This is a genomic window from Thermus brockianus (genome assembly GCF_001880325.1).
In the GTDB taxonomy this organism is placed as follows: domain Bacteria; phylum Deinococcota; class Deinococci; order Deinococcales; family Thermaceae; genus Thermus; species Thermus brockianus.
The window spans coordinates 1,481,193-1,502,710 of the sequence record NZ_CP016312.1; the positions used below are offsets into that span (position 1 = coordinate 1,481,193).

At 68.5% G+C, this 21,518-nt stretch carries 26 protein-coding genes; 19 read left to right on the plus strand and 7 right to left on the minus strand.

Translation table 11 applies throughout. The features are described from left to right. Nucleotides 1-73 precede the first annotated feature (73 nt). The 14 genes from A0O31_RS08015 to A0O31_RS08085 all read left to right on the plus strand — a co-directional run bounded on the left by A0O31_RS08015 (nucleotide 74) and on the right by A0O31_RS08085 (nucleotide 9,989). Nucleotides 74-2,557 (plus strand): tape measure protein, encoded by a 2,484-nt coding sequence (locus tag A0O31_RS08015; RefSeq protein WP_071677409.1) that lies wholly within the window; start codon nucleotides 74-76, stop codon nucleotides 2,555-2,557. Next, nucleotides 2,547-3,095: a hypothetical protein gene (locus A0O31_RS08020; RefSeq protein WP_071677410.1), complete on the plus strand. Its 549-nt coding sequence runs from the start codon at nucleotides 2,547-2,549 to the stop codon at nucleotides 3,093-3,095. Before A0O31_RS08015 ends, A0O31_RS08020 begins: the two co-directional genes overlap by 11 nt. Nucleotides 3,096-3,097: 2 nt before the next feature. Next, nucleotides 3,098-3,769, plus strand: a complete 672-nt coding sequence (locus tag A0O31_RS08025) for a hypothetical protein (RefSeq protein WP_071677411.1) — start codon at nucleotides 3,098-3,100, stop codon at nucleotides 3,767-3,769. Continuing rightward, a complete protein-coding gene (locus A0O31_RS08030) occupies nucleotides 3,762-4,259 on the plus strand; it encodes a hypothetical protein (protein ID WP_071677412.1) in 498 nt (165 codons plus the stop codon). Before A0O31_RS08025 ends, A0O31_RS08030 begins: the two co-directional genes overlap by 8 nt. A 3-nt stretch (nucleotides 4,260-4,262) precedes the next feature. After that, nucleotides 4,263-4,640 (plus strand): hypothetical protein, encoded by a 378-nt coding sequence (locus A0O31_RS08035; RefSeq protein ID WP_071677413.1) that lies wholly within the window; start codon nucleotides 4,263-4,265, stop codon nucleotides 4,638-4,640. Then, nucleotides 4,624-5,718 carry a baseplate J/gp47 family protein gene (locus tag A0O31_RS08040; RefSeq protein ID WP_071677414.1) on the plus strand — a complete coding sequence of 365 codons (1,095 nt, stop codon included), beginning with the start codon at nucleotides 4,624-4,626 and terminating at the stop codon, nucleotides 5,716-5,718. Before A0O31_RS08035 ends, A0O31_RS08040 begins: the two co-directional genes overlap by 17 nt. Before the next feature lie 123 nt (nucleotides 5,719-5,841). Continuing rightward, entirely contained in the window at nucleotides 5,842-6,351 is a 510-nt protein-coding gene (locus tag A0O31_RS08045; RefSeq protein WP_152024420.1) for a hypothetical protein, read from the plus strand. Nucleotides 6,352-6,366: 15 nt separating this feature from the next. After that, complete coding sequence (locus tag A0O31_RS08050; RefSeq protein WP_071677416.1) at nucleotides 6,367-7,197, plus strand: hypothetical protein; 831 nt, start codon at nucleotides 6,367-6,369, stop codon at nucleotides 7,195-7,197. Nucleotides 7,198-7,199: 2 nt separating this feature from the next. Then, the gene (locus tag A0O31_RS08055) at nucleotides 7,200-7,496 is read left to right on the plus strand and encodes a hypothetical protein (protein ID WP_071677417.1); all 297 of its coding nucleotides are present in this window, start codon (nucleotides 7,200-7,202) and stop codon (nucleotides 7,494-7,496) included. Beyond that, nucleotides 7,489-7,767, plus strand: a complete 279-nt coding sequence (locus tag A0O31_RS08060; RefSeq protein ID WP_071677418.1) for a phage tail assembly chaperone — start codon at nucleotides 7,489-7,491, stop codon at nucleotides 7,765-7,767. The genes A0O31_RS08055 and A0O31_RS08060 overlap by 8 nt, the downstream gene beginning before the upstream one ends. 246 nt (nucleotides 7,768-8,013) lie before the next feature. After that, nucleotides 8,014-8,367 carry a lysozyme family protein gene (locus A0O31_RS08065; protein ID WP_071677419.1) on the plus strand — a complete coding sequence of 118 codons (354 nt, stop codon included), beginning with the start codon at nucleotides 8,014-8,016 and terminating at the stop codon, nucleotides 8,365-8,367. A gap of 2 nt (nucleotides 8,368-8,369) precedes the next feature. Beyond that, nucleotides 8,370-8,780, plus strand: coding sequence for a hypothetical protein (locus tag A0O31_RS08070; protein ID WP_071677420.1), 411 nt, complete (start codon nucleotides 8,370-8,372; stop codon nucleotides 8,778-8,780). Between the two features lie 260 nt (nucleotides 8,781-9,040). After that, a complete protein-coding gene (locus A0O31_RS08080) occupies nucleotides 9,041-9,310 on the plus strand; it encodes a hypothetical protein (RefSeq protein WP_071677422.1) in 270 nt (89 codons plus the stop codon). A gap of 142 nt (nucleotides 9,311-9,452) precedes the next feature. Beyond that, on the plus strand, nucleotides 9,453-9,989 hold the full coding sequence (locus tag A0O31_RS08085; RefSeq protein WP_237258985.1) for a murein hydrolase activator EnvC family protein: 537 nt from the start codon (nucleotides 9,453-9,455) through the stop codon (nucleotides 9,987-9,989). 186 nt (nucleotides 9,990-10,175) lie between these two features. Here A0O31_RS08085 and A0O31_RS08090 read toward each other — a convergent pair whose 3' ends face one another. The 3 genes from A0O31_RS08090 to A0O31_RS08100 are packed head-to-tail and all read right to left on the minus strand — an operon-like array spanning nucleotide 10,176 to nucleotide 13,492. Beyond that, the gene (locus tag A0O31_RS08090) at nucleotides 10,176-12,077 is read right to left on the minus strand and encodes a tetratricopeptide repeat protein (protein ID WP_071677424.1); all 1,902 of its coding nucleotides are present in this window, start codon (nucleotides 12,075-12,077) and stop codon (nucleotides 10,176-10,178) included. 9 nt (nucleotides 12,078-12,086) lie between these two features. Continuing rightward, nucleotides 12,087-12,791, minus strand: a complete 705-nt coding sequence (locus A0O31_RS08095; RefSeq protein WP_071677425.1) for a WecB/TagA/CpsF family glycosyltransferase — start codon at nucleotides 12,789-12,791, stop codon at nucleotides 12,087-12,089. After that, the gene (locus A0O31_RS08100) at nucleotides 12,779-13,492 is read right to left on the minus strand and encodes a 2-phosphosulfolactate phosphatase (protein ID WP_071677426.1); all 714 of its coding nucleotides are present in this window, start codon (nucleotides 13,490-13,492) and stop codon (nucleotides 12,779-12,781) included. The genes A0O31_RS08095 and A0O31_RS08100 overlap by 13 nt, the downstream gene beginning before the upstream one ends. 27 nt (nucleotides 13,493-13,519) lie before the next feature. On the opposite strand from A0O31_RS08100, the gene A0O31_RS08105 reads away from it, so the two are divergent. From A0O31_RS08105 to hisH, 5 genes are all read left to right on the plus strand, one after another. Beyond that, a complete protein-coding gene (locus tag A0O31_RS08105) occupies nucleotides 13,520-14,461 on the plus strand; it encodes a thiamine-phosphate kinase (RefSeq protein ID WP_071677427.1) in 942 nt (313 codons plus the stop codon). A 54-nt stretch (nucleotides 14,462-14,515) separates the two neighbouring features. Next, nucleotides 14,516-15,133 carry a nitroreductase family protein gene (locus tag A0O31_RS08110; protein ID WP_071677428.1) on the plus strand — a complete coding sequence of 206 codons (618 nt, stop codon included), beginning with the start codon at nucleotides 14,516-14,518 and terminating at the stop codon, nucleotides 15,131-15,133. A 403-nt stretch (nucleotides 15,134-15,536) separates the two neighbouring features. Further along, a complete protein-coding gene (locus tag A0O31_RS08115; RefSeq protein ID WP_071677429.1) occupies nucleotides 15,537-16,580 on the plus strand; it encodes a pyridoxal phosphate-dependent aminotransferase in 1,044 nt (347 codons plus the stop codon). After that, a complete protein-coding gene (gene hisB, locus A0O31_RS08120) occupies nucleotides 16,573-17,157 on the plus strand; it encodes an imidazoleglycerol-phosphate dehydratase HisB (protein ID WP_071677430.1) in 585 nt (194 codons plus the stop codon). The genes A0O31_RS08115 and hisB overlap by 8 nt, the downstream gene beginning before the upstream one ends. Next, complete coding sequence (gene hisH / locus A0O31_RS08125; RefSeq protein ID WP_071677431.1) at nucleotides 17,157-17,753, plus strand: imidazole glycerol phosphate synthase subunit HisH; 597 nt, start codon at nucleotides 17,157-17,159, stop codon at nucleotides 17,751-17,753. The genes hisB and hisH overlap by 1 nt, the downstream gene beginning before the upstream one ends. Here the strand turns inward: hisH and A0O31_RS08130 are convergent. The 4 genes from A0O31_RS08130 to purE all read right to left on the minus strand — a co-directional run bounded on the left by A0O31_RS08130 (nucleotide 17,724) and on the right by purE (nucleotide 21,490). Continuing rightward, on the minus strand, nucleotides 17,724-18,644 hold the full coding sequence (locus A0O31_RS08130) for a carbohydrate kinase family protein (RefSeq protein WP_071677432.1): 921 nt from the start codon (nucleotides 18,642-18,644) through the stop codon (nucleotides 17,724-17,726). The genes hisH and A0O31_RS08130 overlap by 30 nt on opposite strands. A 103-nt stretch (nucleotides 18,645-18,747) precedes the next feature. Continuing rightward, complete coding sequence (locus A0O31_RS08135) at nucleotides 18,748-19,878, minus strand: phenylacetate--CoA ligase family protein (RefSeq protein ID WP_071677433.1); 1,131 nt, start codon at nucleotides 19,876-19,878, stop codon at nucleotides 18,748-18,750. After that, a complete protein-coding gene (locus tag A0O31_RS08140; RefSeq protein ID WP_071677434.1) occupies nucleotides 19,857-20,999 on the minus strand; it encodes a 5-(carboxyamino)imidazole ribonucleotide synthase in 1,143 nt (380 codons plus the stop codon). The genes A0O31_RS08135 and A0O31_RS08140 overlap by 22 nt, the downstream gene beginning before the upstream one ends. Beyond that, on the minus strand, nucleotides 20,996-21,490 hold the full coding sequence (purE, locus tag A0O31_RS08145) for a 5-(carboxyamino)imidazole ribonucleotide mutase (RefSeq protein WP_071677435.1): 495 nt from the start codon (nucleotides 21,488-21,490) through the stop codon (nucleotides 20,996-20,998). Before purE ends, A0O31_RS08140 begins: the two co-directional genes overlap by 4 nt. Nucleotides 21,491-21,518 lie beyond the last annotated feature (28 nt).

Genomic DNA, 21,518 nt, shown 5'->3' on the forward strand with positions numbered 1-21,518 from the left:
GGGGAGCGCTCCCCGGAGGCGGCGGCCGGGGCCATGCTGGAGGCCGCGAGCCACCTGGCCCTCATCCCCGACCGTGGATAACCGCCTGCAGTGGATCTTTGAGCTTCGCGCCCAGGTTGCCGGGCTCACCGCCGCCGTCAGACAGGTGCGGGAGTTCCAGCGGGCGGTGGTGGGGGCTACCTCCGCCGCCCGCGCGGCCAGCGCGGGCATAGGGGCGGAGTTCAGGGAGACGGGCTACGCCGCCCGCTCCCTCTCCCTGGCCCTGGCAGGGGTAGGGGCGGCCCGAGGAGGGTTCGCGGCCCTCGCCTCCGGGGCGGCCAGGGCCAGGGCGGAGATGGCCGCCCTCTCCTCCAGCGTTTTCAACCTCCGCAACCTCCTCCTCGCCGGGGCGGCGGGGTACGGGGCCAAGCTCGTCCTGGACGCGGTTTCGTTTAAGGAGAACACCCTCATCGCCTTCCAGACGCTTTTGGGCAGCCGCGAGGAGGCGGAGCGGATGATGCGGGAGGCGGTCAGGTTCGCCGCCGGCACCCCCTTTGAGACCCGGGACGTCATTGACGCGTACCAGCGTTTGCTGACCGACCGCTTCAAGCCGGCGGAAATCCCGGTGGTGCTCAAGGCCGTGGGCGACCTGGCCGCTCTGAAGGGGTTCAGCGAGGAGGTCATTGACCGAGCGCTCCGCGCCATCGGGCAAATCCGGGCCAAAGGGCGGTTGCAGGGCGAGGAGCTAGATCAGCTGGCCGAAGCCGGGGTGTCTCGCGGCAAGGTCTACGAGGTGATCGCGAAAAGGATCGGGAGGACGACCGATGAGGTGCGCAAACTGCAGGAAGCGGGGCGCATATCCGCTGACTTGGGCGTCGTGGCGGTCCTGGAAACCATACGCGATACCATTTCCGGCGGGCAGCTGGGGAAGCTCATGGACCTCACGAGCCGGTCCATCTCCGGGCTGTGGTCCACGCTCCGCTCCCGGCCCACGGAGCTCCTAATGGACATCAACGTTGACCCCGTGCGCAACGTGTTGGCTAACCTGGTAGCCCTCACCGACCCCGACACCCCTAGCCGCACGGGGCAGCGGTTAAAGGCCATGCTGGAGCGCTACATCGGCGGGGCGTTTAGGAGCGTGTTTGGTAGCCTCGCCGACGCTACCGACCCCTCGAGGGCCGAAGCCAACCTGAACCGCTTCCTGGACAGCGTGGAGCGCACGATTGCCAAGGTGAGCCTGGCGTGGCAGCGCATCCGCCCCGCCATCGTGGAGACGTGGCGCGGGGTCATGGACGGCATCCGAGCCGCTCAAAGCGTGGCCCAAACCGTGGCCCCCGTTCTAAACGCCGTGGCCCAAGCGCTAGGGGGCACTGCGGGCGGCATGGAGGCTTCCACCGTTTCTGGCTTCCGGCTCATCGGCATGGGCATCGCCTTGGCCGGAGCGTGGCGGCTTCTCAACCTCCTCACCCTGGGCATGGCGGGAAGCGTGGTGCGCTGGGGTGGGCTATCGGTGCTGTGGTTTGGCCGTGTGGCGTTGGCCGCCATGCGCTACGCCGTGGCCCACCGAGCCGCCATGATGGCCGCGGCCTCCAGCATGGGGCCCATGCTGGCCCGCTTGGGCATGGGGGCGCTAACCATCCTCCGGCTGGCCACCCCCTGGGGGCTGGTGGCTACGGCGGCGGCGTTTGCCGTGGGCTACATCATCCGCAACTGGGACAAGATCAGGGGATTCTTCGCTAACCTCTGGACGTCCGTCTCCGGCGCGGCCTCGGCGACCTGGCAGAGGATCGCGGCCTGGGCGAGCGGGGCGTGGTCCTCCGTGGTGGCGGCGGTTTCCGGGGCGTGGGGGAGGATCACCGAGGCCGTCTCCAACGCCTGGGCCGCCCTCCGCGAGCGCGTTTCTAGCGCCGCGGGGAGGGTGCGGGAAGCCCTCTCGTCCCTCTACCGGGGAGTGGTGGAGTGGTTCAGGAGCCTCCCGGGCCGCATCGTGGAGGCCGTGCGTGGGGCGGGGAGCCGCTTTGTGGGGGGCTTGCGGGAGATCGTCCGGCGTGCCCCTGGCGGGGACCTCCTCCTGCGGGCGCTGGACGCGGCGGGGGGCGTGGCCCGCCAGGCGTGGGAGTGGGGGAAAGGCGTGGCCCGGGCTATTGGGGGCGGGGCCAGAGAGGGGCTCGGCATCCGTTCCCCCTCGCGGGTGTTCGCCCACATCGGAGCCATGACGGCCCTTGGCCTCGCCGTGGGCCTGCAGAACGCTGCGCCTATGGTGGAGCGGGCCACCCAAACGCTGCTCCAGGCGACGCAGGTGGCTCCCACGATAGAGGCCGCCATCAGACTGCCGGAGGTCGCGCCTACTCTCCGCTCGCCCGAGGCTCCCCCGCCCCCTCCCGCTCCTCTCCTCCCCGTCGTGACCGCGCTAGCTCCTACGACCAGAGAAACCGTGGTCCATATCCACGTGAACGGGGCACAGGATCCACGGGAGGTGGCCCGCGAGGTGGTGGCGGCCATAGACCACTGGGCGGCGGGGCGCATCGTGGTGCTGGGCCTCGAGGCCCTGGCCTCGGAGGTGGGCCATGACGCATGACGAGCTCGTCATCGTGGGCCCTAGCCGCTGGCGCATCGCCCCCGACCCCAAGGCGGACATCGTGGGGCAGGTGCGGGTGAGCGTGCGAGGCGGGGGCCTGCGCGAGTCCACCGTGGAGGTGCCGGGGCAGGACGGGGTGGTGTCCACGAAGCTCGGCTACTCCCCGGCAGAGGTCACGGTGGAAGTGCGGGTGGCGGACTTCGGCCAGCTGGACCGCATCCGGCGCTTCGCCGAGGTCTACCGCAACCGGCGCGGGGCGGAGAAGCACACCCCCGTCCAGCTCGTCCACCCCGCCACGCACCGCTGGGGCATCCGGGAGGTCTACCTGGTGGACCTGGAGGAGGCCCCCCTGGACTGGAGGGAGGGGTATCGGCTCACCCTCCGCTTCCAGGAGTGGTGGCCGGAGACGAGGACGAAGAAGGCCACCAAACAGCAGGGAGGCGGCGCCGGGGGTGAGGGCGGGCTCCTCGGCCAGGGCGTGAGCGTCCTGGAGGTGGACCGCCCCTCTAAGTCCCCCCCGCCTCCGCCTAAGAGGTAGCTATGGCGAGCTTTAAGTTAGGCGACGACCCCATCGCCACCGGGGAGGTGGTGCGGCCCTACCCCGGACGGGCCCACGCCACCCTCCTCCTCGGGGTCCCTCACGGGGAGCACTCCGTGACCGAAGGGGCGCCCGCGCCCCTTCGCCTTTTCCATGACGACGTGGAGCTCGTCCTCCATGGCACGCCCGTCCAGATCATGCGCACCCCGGAGGGCTGGCCCCTGGTGCGCTGGGTGGCCGGGGCGGGCGCCCTCCACCGCGTCCTGCGCCCCCGCTACTACCAGGGCGTGCCCGCCCGCCTGGTGGCGGAAGACGCCCTGAAGGAGGTAGGGGAGAAGCCTGGGGCGCTGGACCTGCCCAGCGTCCTCAGGGTCTGGGTCCGCCACGCCGAGAGCGCCTACCGGCTCCTCTGGCGGCTGGCGGAAAGGGAGGGGCGGGCGATCTACGTGGGCGAGGACGGAAAGGTCCACGCGGAGCGCCCCGAGTGGCCCAAGGGCCCCGAGGTGCCCGGGGCGAAAGCCCTCGGCCCCGGGGCGTACCTAGCCCCCCTGGACCTCTCCCTCCGCCCGGGCGCGGAGGCCACCCTCTGGCTAGGTGGGGTGCGGGTGCCCGTCCGGGTGAGCCGAATCGTCTATCGGCTGGAGATGGCCACGATGGAGGTGTGGCGTGCGTGAGCGAGCCGTTCGCGCTCTGAAGGCCCTCGTCTACCCCGAGGGCATAGACTTCCTCGCCCTCTACCCGGCGGAGGTCCTCCTGGACCACGGGGACATGCACCTGGACCTCCGCCCGGACGACCCGCGCTTCCCTCACCTCGTCCGGGTGCCCCTGCGCGTGTTCCTCCCCGGGGCGTACGTGCGGGTCAAATCGGGTAGCCGGGTACTCCTCGGGTTTGAGGGGGGAAACCCTGAGCGCCCCGTGGCCTACCTGTGGGAGGCCGGGGGAACGGTGGTGGTAGAGATCCGCTCCGTGTCTGGCCGCCGGGTCCGGGTGGACGACGAAGCGGGAGAGATCCGGGTGGAGGACCCCGTCCGGGTCGTGGTGGACGCCCCCCAAATCCTCCTTGCCGGGGGCGGCCCCCCTGTGGCCCGGGTGGGGGACCCGGTGCAGGTGGGGGCGGCTGTGGGCCAGATAATCGGCGGCAGTTCCAAGGTCTTTTCGGGGTGAACCATGACCGACTTCGGGACCGACATCACTGAAGAGCTGACCTGGCGCCGGGTCTCCGGCCTGGAGAACCTGGCCCGGGCCATCGCCCGCCGCTACATCACCCCGAGGGGGGCGCTCTGGTACGCCCCGGGGTACGGGCTGGACCTGCGGCGCTACTTGAACGAGGCCATGACCCCAGAGCTCCTGGAGGAGATGCGCATCCTGGTGGAGCAGGAGGCCGAGAAGGACCCCCGGGTGCGCTTCGCCGAGGCCAGCGTGGCCCCAGAACCGGACCACCGCGTGCGGGTGGCCCTGCGCTTGGAGACGGACCAAGGGCCCTTTGACCTGGTCCTCAGCGTGGACCGGGTGAGCGTGGAGGTGCTGAATGCCTACCCTGGATGAGTTGCTGACGCCCCGAACACGGGACGAGCTTCGGCAAATGCTCCTGGACGAACTCGCCCGCCAGGGGTTCCCCTTGACCGACTTCGTACCTGGGAGTGTGGCCCGCCACGTGGCCGTGGAGACTCCTGCTCTGGGGCTGGAGGACCTTTGGCGCACCATTGCCCAAATCGCCCGGGGGGGCTACCTCTCCACGGCACAGGGGCCATGGCTAGATCTGTTGGCAGAGGAGTTTTTCGCCCTGGAACGGAAGCGGGCCACGTTTGCCCGCGGGCGGGTGCGGCTGACGGCAAGCCCCGGTTCTGGCCCCTACAACATCCAGCCCGGCGACCTGTGGCTAGGTACCGCAGACGGGCTACTTTACCAAAACACCACCGGAGGGCTGCTCCAATCGGGAGGTCAGCTGGACGTGGAGGTGCAAGCGGAAAGTCCCGGTTCCCGGTACAACGTGCCCGCTGGGGCCATTTCCATCCTGCACACCCCCCTGCCGGGAGTGAGCGCCACGAACCCGCCCGACTGGCTCCTGGAGGCGGGCCGGGACGAGGAAACGGACGAGGAGCTGCGGGGGCGCTGCCGCACCCGCTGGGCTGAGCTGGGGGGTGGGGCGACCCGCCACGCCTACGAGTTCTGGGCTCTCACCGCCCATCCTGCGGTAACCAAGGTGCGGGTGCTGGATGACCACCCTCGAGGGCAGGGCACGGTGGACGTGGTGGTCTGGGGCGAGGGTGGCCTAGGAGCCGACGTGGTGGCCCAGGTGGACGCCTACATCCAGGAGCGCCGTCCCCTCACGGCCAACGTGTTGGTCTATGCCGCCACGCCTCGGGTGGTCAATGTGAGCGCCACCATTGCCGTTCGGACTGGGCATCTCTCTGCGGCCCAATCCTCAGTGGTTAGTGAACTCAGCGCGCTGCAGCGGGAGATGCCCATAGGGGGCACCCTGTACCGTTCCCGGCTAGTGGAAGCCCTCTTTGTCCGCCCGCACGTGGTGAACGTGGTCCTGTCTGCCCCCAGCGCCGATGTTGCTCTCGCCCCCACCGAAGCCCTGGTGCTCGCACCGACCCTCACGTGGCAGGAGGTCTAGATGTCGTACGCAGACTGGCTGCCGAAGGTGCAACCCCCATGGCTACACGGCGACCGCGGCCAGGCGTGGGCTAGGGCATTGGGGAGCACTCTGGACCGGACGGTAGATGCGGCGGTAGACGCGGTGCAAGCGCGGCATCCCAGCTACGCCGATACCCAAGCGCTCTTGCAATTGGCCCACGACCGGGCCATGCCCACCTTCCCCGGTGAATACATAGACGCCTTCCGCCAGCGGGTCCGCCTGGCCCGGGTGTTTTGGGAGAAGGCCGGGACCCTGCCCGGGGTCCTCCTGTGGCTTCGCGCGGCGGGCTACCAGGCCTTCGTCCGCGAGCACTACCTGGATGACCCCGCCATCTGGGCCGAGTTTTCCGTGTATCTGTGGCCCGAAGTGGCCGCCTACGTTACCGACCGCTGGAATGACGGGGTGGGGGCATGGGACGACGGCACCCCGTGGGACTACCAACTGGCCGCCACGGAGGTCATCCGCATCCCTACTCTGTTGCGGGAGGTGAAGCCTGCCCACGCTCGGGTCCGGAGCATTTGGTACGTCTCCGGACTCCGGGATGCATGGGACGACGGTGGGGCATGGGACGACGGGAGGACATGGAACCCTGAGCCCATCCAAATCCTGTAGCTGTAGGAGGTAGACATGCCTGAGAACCTGACGCCGCAAGACCAGTGGGAGACGCAGTTTGAAGTGCCCCTTCCGGGGGAACCCCGAAACATCGGGCCGCTCAGGACGCTCTTCCAGAAGCTCCTCAACCGCACGGAGCGCCTGAAGAGCCGCATAGGGGCCATCCTGGGCACGAATTGGGATGCTACACCGCCTGATACCATAGCCGGGCTCGCGAATAGGGTGGGAGCCCTTGAAGCCAACCAGGGCGGCACCACCCTCTCTGCCCACCGGACCGCGCCAGTCCTGGACCATCCCGATGGTTCCGTTACCACAGACAAGCTAGCTGACGGGAGCGTAACGACCGCAAAATTGGCCAATGGGGCGGTAAATGGTGCTAAGCTGGCCCCGGGAGCGGTGGGAACTGCACAACTGGCCGATGCCAGCATTACCGTTTCAAAATTGGCCTTTGGCGTGTCTATTTTGGACAGCGACGGGATGCCCCTGGATAGTGCGGGGCGCAAGATTGTGGCATACGGCTCTAACTCCAACGGGTCGTTTGTGCGCTTCGCCGATGGGACGCAGATTTGTTGGGCGAAACAACCTACTAGTAGGTGGGCCAGCGCGTCCGAAGTTTCAGTTCAGAGGGGCGTAACCGTCTACACCAGAGACCTCCTCGGAGTGACTTTTCCAGCCGCCTTCGTGGACGAACCCTCCATAGCTCTAGGAGGCGACGTCGCCGATGCCCAACTGAAATCATTTGTAGTCTGGAACCCGTCCGCGACTAGGTTCAACATAGGGGCTATCTACCAGATTAGCGGGGCGCCCATTTTCTCTTACTACATCGCCATCGGGAGGTGGTACTAATAATGATTCGGGTATCCTACACCCCTCAATTAGCTCTGCCCGGCCACTCTCTTCGCTACTCCTGGAGCGGCAGGGTCCTCACGGCCACCCTGGCCACGCCAGGGCAGGAGCTAACGGAGCAATACGACCTCTCCGTCCTCCAGCCGGGGGACTCAGTAGAGGTAGTGGAACCAGAGGTGCTCCCGTTCAGCCCGGTGGTGAGCGCCCGGTGCCTGGAGGACGGCACCCTGGAGGTCCGGCTTCTCCTCTGGTATGAGGGCGAGGAGCCGGAAGTGCGAGAGGAGGTGCTAGATGGCTAAACTTAGGGTTCTTACCAAGGAGGAGCGCATCCGCCGGGCGTGGGCCGCTTTGAGGGCCGAGCGGAACCGCCGCCTGGCAGATGCCGATTGGATCGTGGTTCGAGCTTATGAGCGCGGTGAGCCTGTGCCGGAGGAGTGGGCCAACTACCGGCAAGCATTGCGTGATTTGCCTGGCATCCTCACTGACGAGCAGGTACTGGCGGGAGATGTTCCCTGGCCTGTTCGTCCCGACGAAACCACAAAGGAGAAAATAGGAGGTGGCGCACCCTAACGGCTCTGGACGGCCGGGATGTCCCCTTACCGCCTCGACCCCTAGGGTCGGGGCTCCATGCCCCGACCCGACCTTGCGCACTACCTAGTCGGACACCTGCACCGCGCATAAGCCCAGAATTGCGGTCAACTGATGTGCGTTCAGTCGGCTCACCTTTCTGTTGCATAACGGCTCACATCGTTAACCCAAAGCATGATTGAACTGCGTCAAATTAACCTAGAGCATGATCGTCTATTGACCTAGAGCGTGACGGATGACACCGGCGTCGCCCTCTATGTGTTTGACTCCGCCGTCCAGCACGGGGTAGGGTGGGTGCGCAAGGCGCTCACGAATAGCCTGCGTGAGGCGCTCTCCCGCCACCCCCTCCTGGGCCTAGCCCAGTTCCACCGCGACAGATGCGAGTACTACGCTGCCCTGCCCCATTTCCCAACATTCGGACGGGGGTGGCTTCGCCGGGTGGCCGCTGTCTACGCCGAGGCGGTGGGGTTGGAACACCCCGAGGGGCTTATCCGGGTGAAGGAGCTCAACCTGGACGGGCAGGAGCTCCCCGTGAGCGTGGCTCGCTGGGTTGGGTCTACGCTGTGGGTAAAGAGGAGGTAGGTATGGGAAAGAAGATGCGGTTTAGGACGGTTCTGGCCCTTGGTTTCGCTCTCTCCGGCCTGGCGCTGGCCCAGGAGGGGGGCATCCCCACCGACATCTCCCAGTGGTTCGCTTCCACGGCTTCCCTGGCGGCGGTGGTGGCCGCACTGGTGGCGCTCATCCGGAAGCATGTTCTCCGGTCCCTGGACGGCGTGGCCGTGGTGGGCCTCTCCCTGGCCCTCGGCGTGGCCCTCGCCTACCTGGGCCACCGCATGGGGTATGTGGGACCAGACTGGCTCACCTTCGGCATCGGGGCGGGCCTCGCGGCCTCTGGTGGTACTGCGTGGCTCCGCTCCATCGCCAGTGGGGGGGGCGGCAAGAATGCGCCGGGTGGGAACGCTCCTACTGACGCTGGGCGCGCTCGCCTGCGGTAGCGCCCTGGCGGGTGGCCGTGCGGCGTGCAGGGTCGTCTACGGCCCTCCGCTCTGGGGGGTGTGCTACGCCGAGGAGGTCCTCTGGGCTCAGGGTCCGGTGGAAGCGGCTTTGGGCCTGGAGGCCCGGTCCTGGCCGGAGCCTCAGGTAGGGCTCTACGCCCTCCTGGGGCTCTACCTGCCAGGCTGGTGGGCCACGCTGGAGCTCGGTCGCCTGCCAAGCTCCTGGCGGTGGGCAATCGGAGCAGGGTTGAGGTGGTGACATGGAGGACAGGGTCTATACGCGGCTGGAGCATCTAGAACGCACCACCGAGAGGCACAACGCCCTCATCCAGGAGCTCCAGCGCCGCATGGACGGGGTGGAGGAGATGAGGGAGGACCTGCGGCGAGTGGAGCAGGCCCTGACCCGCCTGGAGGGCCGCCTGGAGGCCCTTTTAGGCCGGATGCAGACCTGGCAGGCCATAGTGTGGGCACTCCTCATCATGCTCGTTGGTGCCGTCGTGTCTGCCGGGTTTGAGATGTTCAAACGATGAGCCCGTTCCTTGGAGGCAGTCAATGAGGGTCATACATCCGTTCCGGTTTCCTGAAAGGGCCAGGGTAGACGCCGGGTTTTTAGACCCACGCTATCCGGCCTGGAGGCGCTCTGCTGGCCTCCCACCGGCGGAGCACCCTGGCGTGGACCTAAACCTAGTGGGTACCAGCGGCAATGAGGACTATGGCTACCCCGTCTGCTCCATTGCGGCGGGCCGGGTGGTCCACACCGGGAGTCACAGAGTGTGGGGAAATGTCGTCCTCATTGAGCACCCCACCCTGGCCCAGCTCCTGGGGCTCCCGTACCTCGCCACCCAGTACGCCCATCTCGCCTTCGTCGCCGTGGAGGAGGGGGACGTGGTGCTGGCGGGAGAGGCCATCGGGAGCGTGGGGAGAGGGGACCCTCGAGCCCCCTTTCTCGCCCACCTGCACTTTGAGGTGCGGCGGAAACCTCTTCCACCGGACTACTGGCCCGGGATGAACCGCAAGGCCATCGAGGAGGGCTATCTGGACCCCGTGGCGTTCTTGGCTACTCAAGCTGAATCCGAGCACCGCTACTGGTTCCCGGCGGGGACGTTGTACTCTCCCAAGGGGCGCTGGACCACACAGAAGGCCGTGGTGGTGAACCTCTCCAAACTAGACCTCGCCCAGGTGCGGCTGAACGAGCCCGTGAGCCTGTAGCAGAGCTGTAGCAGAGCGCCAACCGGATAGTACCCCCACGTGCCAATCCGTGCCGATTCCTGACGCGACTTGCCGCGGTGCGCAGGGATTTTCGTGCGGATCGCACTCAGGAGGTCACGGGTTCGAGTCCCGTCGGCTCCACCAGCCCCAAGGACTGCCCCCCGGGCTAGGCCCGGGGGGATTTCTTCAGGGCTGGTTTTCCGAAAGGCCTAGGAGCCAATTCACAAAGGCGTTTACCACGTCGTTTTCCGCCAGGAGTTCGGGGTTTGCCAATACCGCTTCAAAGAAAGCCCGTACCCCCGCAAGCCCGGGGTCTTGGAGCGCCTGCTGGACGCTTTTCCCCGCGTAGGGACCCGTTTCCAGGGGAGCGGTGAGGCGGCTTCCGGTGGCCAAGGGGGCGGCCTCCTTGAGGGCCTCGAGGGTCCTCTCCAAGAGGAGCTCTTCCCCCTTTTCCCCCAGGGCCTCCTTGGGGCTCAGGAGGGCCCGGCCCGAGAGGTCCCGCACCTCTAGGCCCAGGGCGTAGAGCCTGCGGGCGAGGCTCGGCGGGCCTGCCTCCAGGGGAAGGAGGGCGGTGGCCTCCCCGTAGCGGACCTCGAGGGTGTACCGGCCGGGCTCGGGGAGGGTTACGGCGGGCGCCACCTCCACCAGGCCCGTGGCGAGGGGAGGGAAGCCCAGGTCCTTCTTTTCCCCTTGGAGGAGCTCGCCTCCCCGAAAGAGGCGGGTTTCCAGGGCGCCCCGCTGGAGGTAGGGGCTTCCCGTGAGGCGCACCTCGGGGAAGACCGCCTCCCCGGCCCGGAAGGGCCTGGCGTCCACATCCCCCGGGATGAGGGTGAGCCTGAGGACCTCGAGGCCCACCCCGCCCTTCTCCAGCCGGGCGAGGGCCCGCCTGGCCGAGGGGCCTAGGGGATGCCTGGGATACTGGGCGAGGAAGGCCTGGTAAAGGGGCTTGGCGTCCAGCCCCACCCGCTCGGCCAGGTAGGCGCGGAAGAAGAGGGTAAGGGGCTCCTGGCGCCCCTCTAGGTCCTTTAGGGCCTCGGGGAAGTCCTCGCCCTCGTCCAGCCGAAGCGCCCGGTCATAGGCGGCCTTGGCCCCCAGGAAGTCCCCGTAGATGGCCCGGAAAAGCCCCAGGTTGTAGTAGGCGGTGGCGTTGGGGTTGAGCCGAACGGCCCGTTCCGAGGCCAGGATGGCCCGGGGGAGGTCCCCCGTGAGGTAGTAGGCCCACCCCAGGTTGGTCCAGTAAAGCCAGTAGTCCGGCCTGAGCTTTAGGGCCTGGAGGAGGGCATCCCGGGCCTCTTCCCCTTTGCCCTCGGCGAAGGCGGCGAAGCTCACCTCCTCCCAGGCCAAGGGGAGCTCGGGAAAGGCCTGGGCGAGGCTCCTTGCGCTTTCCTTCCAGCGCTCATCCTCCAGGGCCCGGTAGAGGAGGTGGGCCGCGGTCCTTTCCAGGGTGTCCCCTTGGGCCAAGGCCTCGGCCCGCTTTAGGGCCTCCTCCCGCTTACCCTCGGCCAGGAGGCGGAAGGCCTCGTAAGCGGGGGGAAGCGTGCCCTGCCAGAGGAGGAGGAGCCGCTTGGGCAAAACCCCCTCCAAAAGCCCCGTGCCCCGGCCTTCCCTCAGGTCCAGGGCGGACTGGTGCAAGGGGTCGGGGTCCTTGCCCTCCGCCAGGGCCCTAAGCCGCTCCTCCGGGAGGGAAGGAGGGGGTAAGGGGGCGTACCGGGGGGCGAGGCCCTGGCCCTGGAGCCAGAGCCAGGCGAGCTCAGGGCTCCGGAAAAGCCCCTCCTTGGCCCCGGTGGGGGTGGCGAGGATGAGCCTTAAGCCCCCTTCCTCCTCCCGCCCCAGGAGCACCCACCCGGCCCCCGTGGCGGAGAGGGCGAGCCGGGCCCCGGCCCGGGTGTAAAGCCCCCCCACAAGCTCGTAGCTTCCCCGCCAGGGAAGGTCGGGGAGGAGGAGGGCGAGGAGGGTGGGGGGAGGCGCTTGCAGGCCCTGGGCGAAGGCCTGGGCCAGGGCGTAGCCCCTTGGCCCCTCAAAGGGGAGGACGAGCCCTTGGGCCAGGGTGAGCCCTAGGAGGAGGGTGAGCGCAAGAAGCCGCCGCATGGAGGCATTCTAGCGCCCTTCCTTAAGAACAAGGTAAGCGAAGCGCAGAAGCCTCGGGGCCCGCCGCCAGCGCTTGGGGTCCAGGCCCACCCTTAAAAGCCACTCCAGGCCGAGGCGTTGCGCCCAAAGGGGGGGGCGCTTGGCCTCCCCCGCCAGGACGTCCAGGGTTCCCCCTACCCCCATGGCCACCCTGGCCCCTAGGTGGGCCTTGTGCCGGTGGATGAAGGCCTCCTGCCTTTCCCCCATGCCCACGAGGAGGAGGTCGGGGGCGAGGTTTTGGATGGCCTCCACCACCGGGGCTTCCTCCTGGAAATAGCCGTGGTGGAAGCCCACCACCTTGGCCCCAAGCCGCTCGGCCTCTCTCGCCGCCCTTTCCGCCACCCCGGGCCTCCCCCCGAGGAGGTAGACCCTAAGCCCCGGGAAGCGGCGGAAAAGGGCCAGGGTTAGGTCCACCCCCGTGACCCGTTCGGGAAGGTGCATCCCATGGAGCCGCCGCACCGCCCAGAGGATGCCCACCCCGTCCGGGGTGACGAGTTCGGCCTCGAGGACCGCCCGCCTCAAGGCCTCGTCCTCCTGGGCCCTTACGGCGATCTCGGGGTTGAGGGTGACCACCTGGTGGGTTCTTGCCTCCTCCAGGAAGCCCCCGATGCGCCTTAGGGCCTCCTCCATGTCCACGGGGTCCAGGGGGAGGCCGAGGAGGGTCAGCCGCTCCATGCCACGTACCTCTGGGCGTAACGGTTTTGGCTTAGGCCGTAGGTTTCTTTGGGGAAAAAGCGGGTCTCGGCAAGCCTAGGCACCACCGGGTCCACCCCGATGAGGCTGGCCCAGGCCAGCTCCTCCGTGCGCCCTTCCTTGTGGAGGGCCTGCCCTTCCGGGCTTTGGAAAAGGGCCTCCTGGGGGTCGGGGAAGGCCTTGAGGAGGGCCGTGGCCAGGCTTTGGGCCTCGGGGGAAAGGCGCTTTTGCAAAAACCCTAGGGCCACCACCGCCGAGAGGAGGGGCTCGGGGGCCCCAGAGGGGCGTAGGGTGGGGTTTGGGAGGGTTTTGGCCAGCCCCACCACCGCCTTGGCGTTGCGGAGGCTTGCCAGGTACACCTCCCTTTCCTCGGGAAGGACGCTGGCGTTGAGGAAGGGCGCCACCAGGACGGCCTCTTTGCCCTTCACCTCCGTCTTTTCCAGGTCTAGAAGGGAAAGCCGCCCGTGGAACCCCTCGGGGGGAAAGCCCTCCACCTCGCCCAAAAGAAGGGCTTCCTTGCCCAGGCTTTCCGCCAGGAGGCGGGCCACCTTGGGCCCCGGGGCCACCCAGACCCCTTTCGCCCCCAGGGCCAGGAGGCGGGTGAGGACGCTCCCTGCGGGCAGGACCTCCACCAGGATGAGGGGGCCAGGGGACGGCCTCAGGCACAGGTCAACCCGGCACACCCCGCCATGATACCCTAGCCTGGGTTTATGCGGCTGAAAGACCTGGGCGAAAGGGCCCTCTTGAAGAAGCTTGCCCCCTTGGGCTACCCCGTGGACGCCCCCCTCCCCCCAGGGGACGACGCCGGGGGGGTGTGGGTGGGGGAAAAGGCCCTTCTCCTCAAGGTGGATGGCTTCCGCTACCGGGAGGTGGCCTTAAGGGGCATGGGGCCCTTTGAGGTGGGGTTTCGGGGGGTGGCGGCCACGGCCTCGGACCTCCTCGCCAAGATGGGAAGGCCCCTGGGCTTTGCCCTGGGGCTTTTCCTGCCCCCGGAGGCGGAGGAAGCGCTGGCCTTGGGCCTGGTGCGGGGGGCGGCGGAGGCGGCGCGCCGGCTTGGGGCCCCCCTTCTCGGGGGGGACACCAATGCGGGGGAGGAGGTGGCCCTGGTGGTGGCGGGGTTCGCCGAGGCCCAAAGCCCCCTTCCCCGCCGGGCCCTGCCGGGGGACCTCCTCTACCTCGCCGGGGACCGCTGGGGGCGGCTTGGGGCGGCCATCCTCGCCCACTACCAAGGGCGAGACCTCACCCCTTTTCCCGCCATCCGGGAGGCCGCCCACTACCCCTTGCCCCGGCTTGGCCTCTTGGCCTTGGCGGGGCTTCTCCGGGGGAGCCTGGACTCCTCCGACGGCCTGGCGGAAACCCTTTGGCAGCTGAGCGAACTGGGGGTACGGGTGGAGCTGGAGGCCCTGCCCCTCTACCCCGATGTCCTGGCCTTTGCCGGGAGCGAGGCGAAGGCCCTGGAGCTTGTCCTCTTTGGGGGAGAGGAGTTTGAGGCGGTCCTGGTGGTGCCCCCTGAGAAGAGGGAGGCGGTGGAGGCGAGGGCCAAGGAGGCGGGGCTCCCCCTCTTTAGGGCTGGGCGCCTTGCTGAGGGGGAGGGGGTCTATTTCCGGGAGCAGGCCGTGCCCAGGAGGGGGTACGACCACTTCCGCCCCTGATTGTGCTTCTCTTCACAAATGGGCCCTGGGCTTTCCCGGTACCCTCCCAGGGGTATGGAGGCTACCCTTTCCGTTTTGGACGCCAAGACCGCGGCCCTAAGGCGCCGCTCCATCCGCCGCTATAGGCCGGACCCCGTGCCCGAGGAGCTCCTGCGGGATATTCTCCAGGCTGCCCTCCGGGCGCCTTCCGCTTGGAACCTGCAACCCTGGCGCCTTTTGGGGGTGCGGGACGCCGCCACCAAGAAGGCGCTTAGGGAAGCGGCCTTCGGCCAGGCCCAGGTGGAGGAGGCCCCCGTGGTCCTCGTCCTCTATGCGGACCTCGAGGACGCCCTCGCCCACCTGGACGAGGTCATCCACCCTGGGGTGCAAGGGGAGAAGCGGGAGGCGCAAAAGCGGGCCATCCAGGCCGCCTTTGCGGGGATGGACGCCAAGGAACGGGCCCAGTGGGCAGCGGGGCAGAGCTACATCCTGTTGGGGTACCTGCTTCTCCTCCTGGAAGCCCATGGGCTTGGGAGCGTGCCCATGTTGGGTTTTGACCCGGAAAAGGTAAAGGCCCTTCTGGGCCTCCCCGCCCACGTGGCCATCCCCGCCCTCCTGCCCCTGGGCTATCCCGCCGAGGAGGGGTACCCCTCCCACCGCCTGCCCTTGGAACGGGTGGTGGCCTGGCGCTAGGGAAGGGGCCAGCGGGTCTCCCTCCTCCCGGCTAGGCCATCTGCGCAAGGGTGAACGCCAAGACCCCGCGGGCATGGCTTAGCGTTCCCTTGCGCTAAAGGGGGTCCATGGTGCTTCGCCCATGGGCCTTCGGAGAAGGCATCGGGGTAGCGGGAATATAGGGCCTGTTCCCGTATTGGGCCCACCCCGCTAGCGCTCTTGTATGGGAAACCCCCGCAGGAGGCGGGCCACGGGGCTTCTCCAAGCCTCCTTTCCAGGGGAAGGTGGGGGCCTTGACCGCCTTTTCCGCAGGCTGCTGGGCGCCCCCTCGTGCCTTCCCGCTTGCCGGGCGATCTCGGCCCCGGGTCCTTCTCCGCCTCCTTTGGCCCGGTTCGCGCGCCCAGTCTGCCGCTATACTCGGGGCATGCGGGCCTTCAAGGCGCACCTCCGGGACCTTACCCCCTACCCCTACAAGAAGGAGGAGGCCCCGGTGAAGCTGGACCAAAACGAAAGCCCCTTTGACCTGCCCGAGACCCTTAAGGAGGAGGCCCTTAGGCGGCTTAGGGGGCTTTCGTGGAACCGCTACCCAGAAATCCACGCAGAAACCCTGAGAAGGCGCCTTGCCGCCCTGTTGGACTGGCCGGAGGAGGGGATCGTCCTGGCACCTGGCTCTAACCTCCTCATCCTGGCCCTGAGCCTGGCGGCGGAGGGGGTGTTGGACCTCGCGCCCTCCTTCCCCCACTACGCCCACGCCGCCCGGGTGGCGGGCACCCCTTACCGGGCGGTGCCCTTGGGGGAGGGCTTCGCCCTGCCCCTGGAGGAAGCCCTTTCCGCCTTCCGGGGCGGGGTTTTCTTCCTCCCCAACCCCCACGCCCCCACGGGGGCCCTTTTCCCCGAGGAGGCCCTTTTGGCCCTGGCGGAAAGGGCGAGGGCCGTGGAGGGGCTTCTCGTGGTGGACGAGGCCTACCGGGAGTTCGCCGGCACGGACTTTAGCCCCTTGGGCCGGGAAAACCCCCACGTGGCTTTCCTGCGCACCTTCTCTAAGGCTTTCTCCTTAGGGGGGATCCGGGCGGGGTACCTCCTGGCCCACCCCCGGGTGGCGGGGGTGGTGCGGGAGGTGCTCCCCCCCTTTGTCCTCCCCGCCCACACCGGGGCGGTCCTGGAGGTGGTCTTGGAAAACCCCGGCTACGTGGGGGAGGTGGTGGCGGAGGTGGTGCGGGAAAGGGAACGGGTCTACACCGTCCTAAAGGCCCACCCCACCTGGCACCCCTACCCGAGCCACACCAACTTCCTCCTGGTGCGGACGCCGGACGCCGAGGCGGCCTTCCGCCACCTCCTCGCCCAAGGGGTCTTGGTGCGGCGGCAGGACCGGTACCCGGGCCTTGCCGGGTGCATCCGGGTCACCGTGGGGCGGAAGGAGGAGATGGACGCCTTCTTGCGGGCGGCTTTCGGGGTGGCCTATGCGTGAGGCTTTGGTGGAGAGGAGCACGGCGGAGACCTGGGTCCGCCTCCGTTTGGGCTTGGATGGCCCCGTGGGGGGGAAGGTGGCCACGGGGCTTCCCTTTTTGGACCACATGCTCCTCCAGCTCCAGCGGCACGGGCGCTTCCTCCTGGAGGTGGAGGCTAAGGGGGACCTGGAGGTGGACGTGCACCACCTGGTGGAGGACGTGGGCATCACCCTGGGTATGGCCCTGAAGGAGGCCTTGGGGGAGGGGAGGGGTATAGAGCGCTATGGGGAGGCCTTCGCCCCCATGGACGAGACCTTGGTCCTCTGCGTGGTGGACCTTTCGGGCCGGCCCCACCTGGCGTACCACCCCGAGGCGTGGCCCGTGGTGGGGGAGGCGGGCGGGGTGAACCCCTACCACCTACGGGAGTTTTTGCGGGGGCTGGTGAACCACGGGCGGCTTACCCTCCACCTGAGGCGTTTGGCGGGGCGGGAGGCCCACCACGTGCTGGAGGCGAGCTTTAAGGCCCTGGCCCGGGCCCTCCACAAGGCCACCCGCCTCACGGGGGAGGGGCTTCCCAGCACCAAGGGGGTGCTTTAGTGCGGGCCCTCCTCCTTGACTACGGCTCGGGGAACCTCAGGAGCGCCGCCAAGGCCCTCGAGGCCTCGGGGTTCGCCGTGGCGGTCTCCGCCGACCCCAAGGCCCACCCGGAAGCGGACCTCCTGGTCCTCCCGGGCCAGGGCCACTTCGGCCAGGTGATGGAGGCCTTCGCCCGAAGCGGCTTCCTGGAAAGGGTCCTCGCCCATCTGGAAAGGGGGCTTCCCTTCCTGGGCATCTGCGTGGGGATGCAGGTCCTCTACGAGGGGAGCGAGGAGGCGCCTGGGGTGAAGGGGCTTGGGCTGGTGCCGGGGCTGGTGCGCCGCTTTCCCCGGGGGCGGGTCCCCCAGATGGGCTGGAACGCCCTGGCCTTTCAGGGGCCTTTCGCCCGCCTCACGGGCCGCCACTTCTACTTCGCCAACTCCTACTATGGCCCCCTTACCCCGTACGCCCTCGGGGTCGGGGAGTACGAGGGAACCCCCTTCACCGCCCTTGTGGCCAAGGAAAACCTCCTCGCCCCCCAGTTCCACCCCGAGAAGAGCGGCCGGGCGGGCCTTGCCTTTTTGGAGCTAGCCCGCCGCTACTTTGAGGTCCTCTAGGGTGATCAGGCGGCCCTGGGCCCCAAGCCCCGTGGCCGCCAAAGCCCCCGCCAGGTTGGCGAGCCTCCCCGCCTCTACGGGGCTTTTGCCCTCCAAGATGGCGTGGGCGAAGGCGGCGGTGTAGGCGTCCCCGGCCCCCGTGGAGTCCACGATGTCCTCTATGGGGAAAGGCTCTAGGAGCTCCTCCCCTTCCGGGGTCACCACGATGGAGCCCATGGCCCCCACCTTGATGGCCAGGTGGGCAAACCCCTCGGCCCGAAGCCGGGCCACCCCTTCGGAGAGGGAGGAGGCGCCGGTGAGGGCGAGGAGCTCGGTCTGGTTCATGAGGAGCCAAGAAACGCCTCTTAGGTACTTCAAAAGCTCCGCCCCCGCTGCCCGCACCGCCCCCGTGCCCAAGTCGGCGAAGATGGGGAGTTCCCGTTTCCTGGCGGCCTCCAGGACCTCCACGGCGTAGCTCCGGGTGGCCCCCCCCACCAGGGCGTAGGCGGAGAGGACCACGGCGTCCACGGTGTCCAGGTAGCGGGGCTTGAAGAGGGCGGGGTCCAGGTGGCGGCTCGCTCCTTCAGCGCTCACCATGGCCCTTTCCCCGCCGGGCACCACCAGGATGAGGACGGAGCTCGTGGTGTGGTCGGGGTCCTCCTGGAGGTGCTTCAGGTCCACCCCCACCTCCCGCACCCGGCTCAGGGCGAGCTCGGCGAAGGGGTCCTGGCCCACCCGCCCCGCCAGCTGGACCCGGTGGCCTAGGCTTGCCAGCTGGACCGCCAAGGTGCCCCCTGCCCCCCCTGGCTTCATCAGGGCCCGCCTCGAGGGCACCTCCTCCCCCGGCTCCGGTATACGCTCCACAAAAAAGAGCAGGTCCACGGAAACATCCCCTAGCACGAAGAACCGCATCTTGCCTCCTTCCGCAAGGCGCAGGGTTTGCCCTCACTATACCGCAAGGGCCCCGTTGCTTTGGGAGGAGTATACCCAGGGCTTATGAGAAGAGATTAACGAGCTAGAAGCGGCGGTCCACCACGAGGCCCCCCTCCAGCTCGCCCACGAGCTCCACCTCGTCCAGCCTCAGCCCCGTGGCCTTCTGGATGGCCTCGTAAAGCCCCGCCGGCACCTTTTCCGCCTTCAGGCGGAGCACCAGCTTGTCCGTGCCCTCCAGCTTCCTGTCCACCACCACCTGGAAGCCCTTGGGGTCCAGGCCGAAGCCCGCCAGGATAGGGGCGAGCTCCGTGGGGTAGAGCTTTACCCCCTTCACCTTCACCATCTGGTCCGTGCGGCCGAAGACCCCGCGGGGCAGGACGGTAAGCCCCTCCCGGCGCTCGGCCAGGGCCAGGTCCCCGGTGCGGAAGCGGACCATGGGCATGAGGGTGCGGCTTAGGGCGGTGACCACCAGCTCCCCCTTTTCTCCCGGCGCCACGGGCTTGAGGGTTTCCGGGTCCAGTACCTCCAGGACGGCCATCTCGGGGATTTCCCAAAGCCCGTCCTTGGCCAGGTTTTCCCCGGCCACGATACCGAGCTCGCTGGTGCCGTAGGCGTCCAGGGCCACCCCGCCCAGAAGGGCCTCCACCTTTTCCCGGAAGCCGGGCACCGAGGTGAAGGGCTCCCCGCCCGCCAGAAGCAGGCTAAACCGCCCCCCCGCCTGGGCCACCTTCAGGGCGAAGGAGGGGTTGGTGACCAGCACGTCAAACTGGGGGCTCAGCTCCGCGATGCGCCCCGCTTCCCCAGGCCCGTGGGGGAAGACCAGGTTCCCCGCCAGGACCAAGGCCTCGTGGAAAAGCCACCCCCCGGCGAAGACGTGGTAGCTGAAGGCCACGAGGACCCGCTTCCCCGTAAGGCCAAGCCGCCGGTAGTGGGCGGCGAGGGCCTCCGCCTGGTAGCGGAGGTCCTCCTCGGAGAGGTACTCCGGCATCCAGCCCATGAGGGGGCTTGGGGTGAGGTGCATGAGCCTTGCCCCTTCTGGAGGGGTGGGGTGTTCCTTGAGGTAGGCCACCCACTCCTCCCGGGTGGTGAGGGGCAGGGCGGGGAGGGTCTCGGGGGACACCCCTTCCGGGTCCACCTCCTTGAGCTTCTCCCGGTAGACGGGGTGGGCCTTGGCCGCACGGATAACCTCCCTTAGGCGCTGGGTCCGGTCCATCCTTCGCCTCCTTTGCCCCCGATTATACCGGGGCTTCCCGCCAGGGCGAGGAGCCGGGGGAGGTCCCTTTGGAGCTCCTCCCAGGTGTCCCGCCTTAGGGTGATGTGCCCCACCTTGCGCCCGGGGCGTACCCCCTTGCCGTACCAGTGGAGGTGGGCGCCCTCCAGGGCCAGGACCTCCGCCCAGTCCGGTTTCAGGCCGATGAGGTTAGCCATGGCGCTAAATCCCCGAGGGGCGGTGCTCCCCAAGGGGAGGCCCAGGATGGCCCTCAGGTGGTTTTCAAACTGGCTCGTCTCCGCTCCCTCCAGGGTCCAGTGGCCGGAGTTGTGGACCCGGGGGGCCATCTCGTTGAAGAGGAGCTCCTCGCCTACCTGGAAAAACTCCAGGGCCAGGACGCCCGCGTAGTCCAAGGCCCGGAGGGCCTCCTTGGCGTAGGCTTCCGCCTTCCGCTGCAGGGCCTCCGCAAGCCCGGGGGCGGGGGCCAAGGAAAGGCGGAGGATCCCCCCTCGGTGGTGGTTTTCCACCAGGGGATAAAAGGCCAGGGCCCCGTCCCGTCCCCGCACGGCGAGGAGGGAGACCTCCCGGTCAAAGGGGACGAAGCCCTCCAGGAGGAGGCCTTTTTCCCCTAGGGCTTTCAGGGCCTCCAGGGCCTCGCCTTCCGTGCGCACCAGGGCCTGCCCCTTGCCGTCGTACCCCCCGCGGCGGGTCTTGAGGAGGGCGGGAAGGCCCACCGCCTTCAGGGCCTCCTTCAGGTCCCCCTCCCCGTCCACGGGGTGGAAGGGCGGGGTGGGGATTCCGAGCGCCCGCATGAAGGACTTTTCCTGGAGGCGGTCCTGGGCCACCTCCAGGGCCTTGGGGGGCGGGAAAACGGGGAGGCTTTGGGCCAGGCGCTTGGCCGCCTCCACCGGGACGTTTTCAAACTCGTAGGTCACGAGGTCCAGGCCCTGGGCAAAGCGGGAGAGGGCCTCGAGGTCGGCGAACTCCCCCACGCAAAGCTCCCCCACCTGCCCGGCGCAGGCCTCGGGGGAGGGGTCCAGGAAGCGGAAGGAAAGCCCCAAGGGGTAGCCCGCCAGGGCCAGCATCCGCCCAAGCTGCCCCCCACCCAGGATGCCCACCCTCACGCTTCCTCCCGGGGGTCGGGGTGGGCCAGGACGGCCTCCGTCTGCGCCTTGCGGTAGGCCTTGAGGCGCTCCATCACCTCAGGGTGCTTGAGGCCGATGATGCTGGCGGCGAGGAGGGCGGCGTTCACCGCCCCCGCCCTCCCGATGGCCAGGGTGCCCACGGGGACGCCGGCGGGCATCTGGACGATGGAAAGGAGGGAGTCTAGCCCTTTGAGGGCTTGGCTTTCCACGGGGACCCCGAGCACGGGCAAGGGGGTGTGGGCGGCGGTCATGCCCGGGAGGTGGGCCGCCCCCCCGGCCCCGGCGATGAGGACCATAAGTCCCCGTTCCTCGGCGCTTTGGGCGTAGGCGGCCATGAGGTCGGGGGTGCGGTGGGCGGAGACCACCCGCACCTCGTAGGGGATGCCCAAGGCGTCCAGGGTTTCCGCGGCGTGGCGCATGGTTTCCCAGTCCGAGCGGGAGCCCATGATAAGACCTACCAAAGGCGCCATCGTACCGGATTGTAAAAGCCCTTCTTCC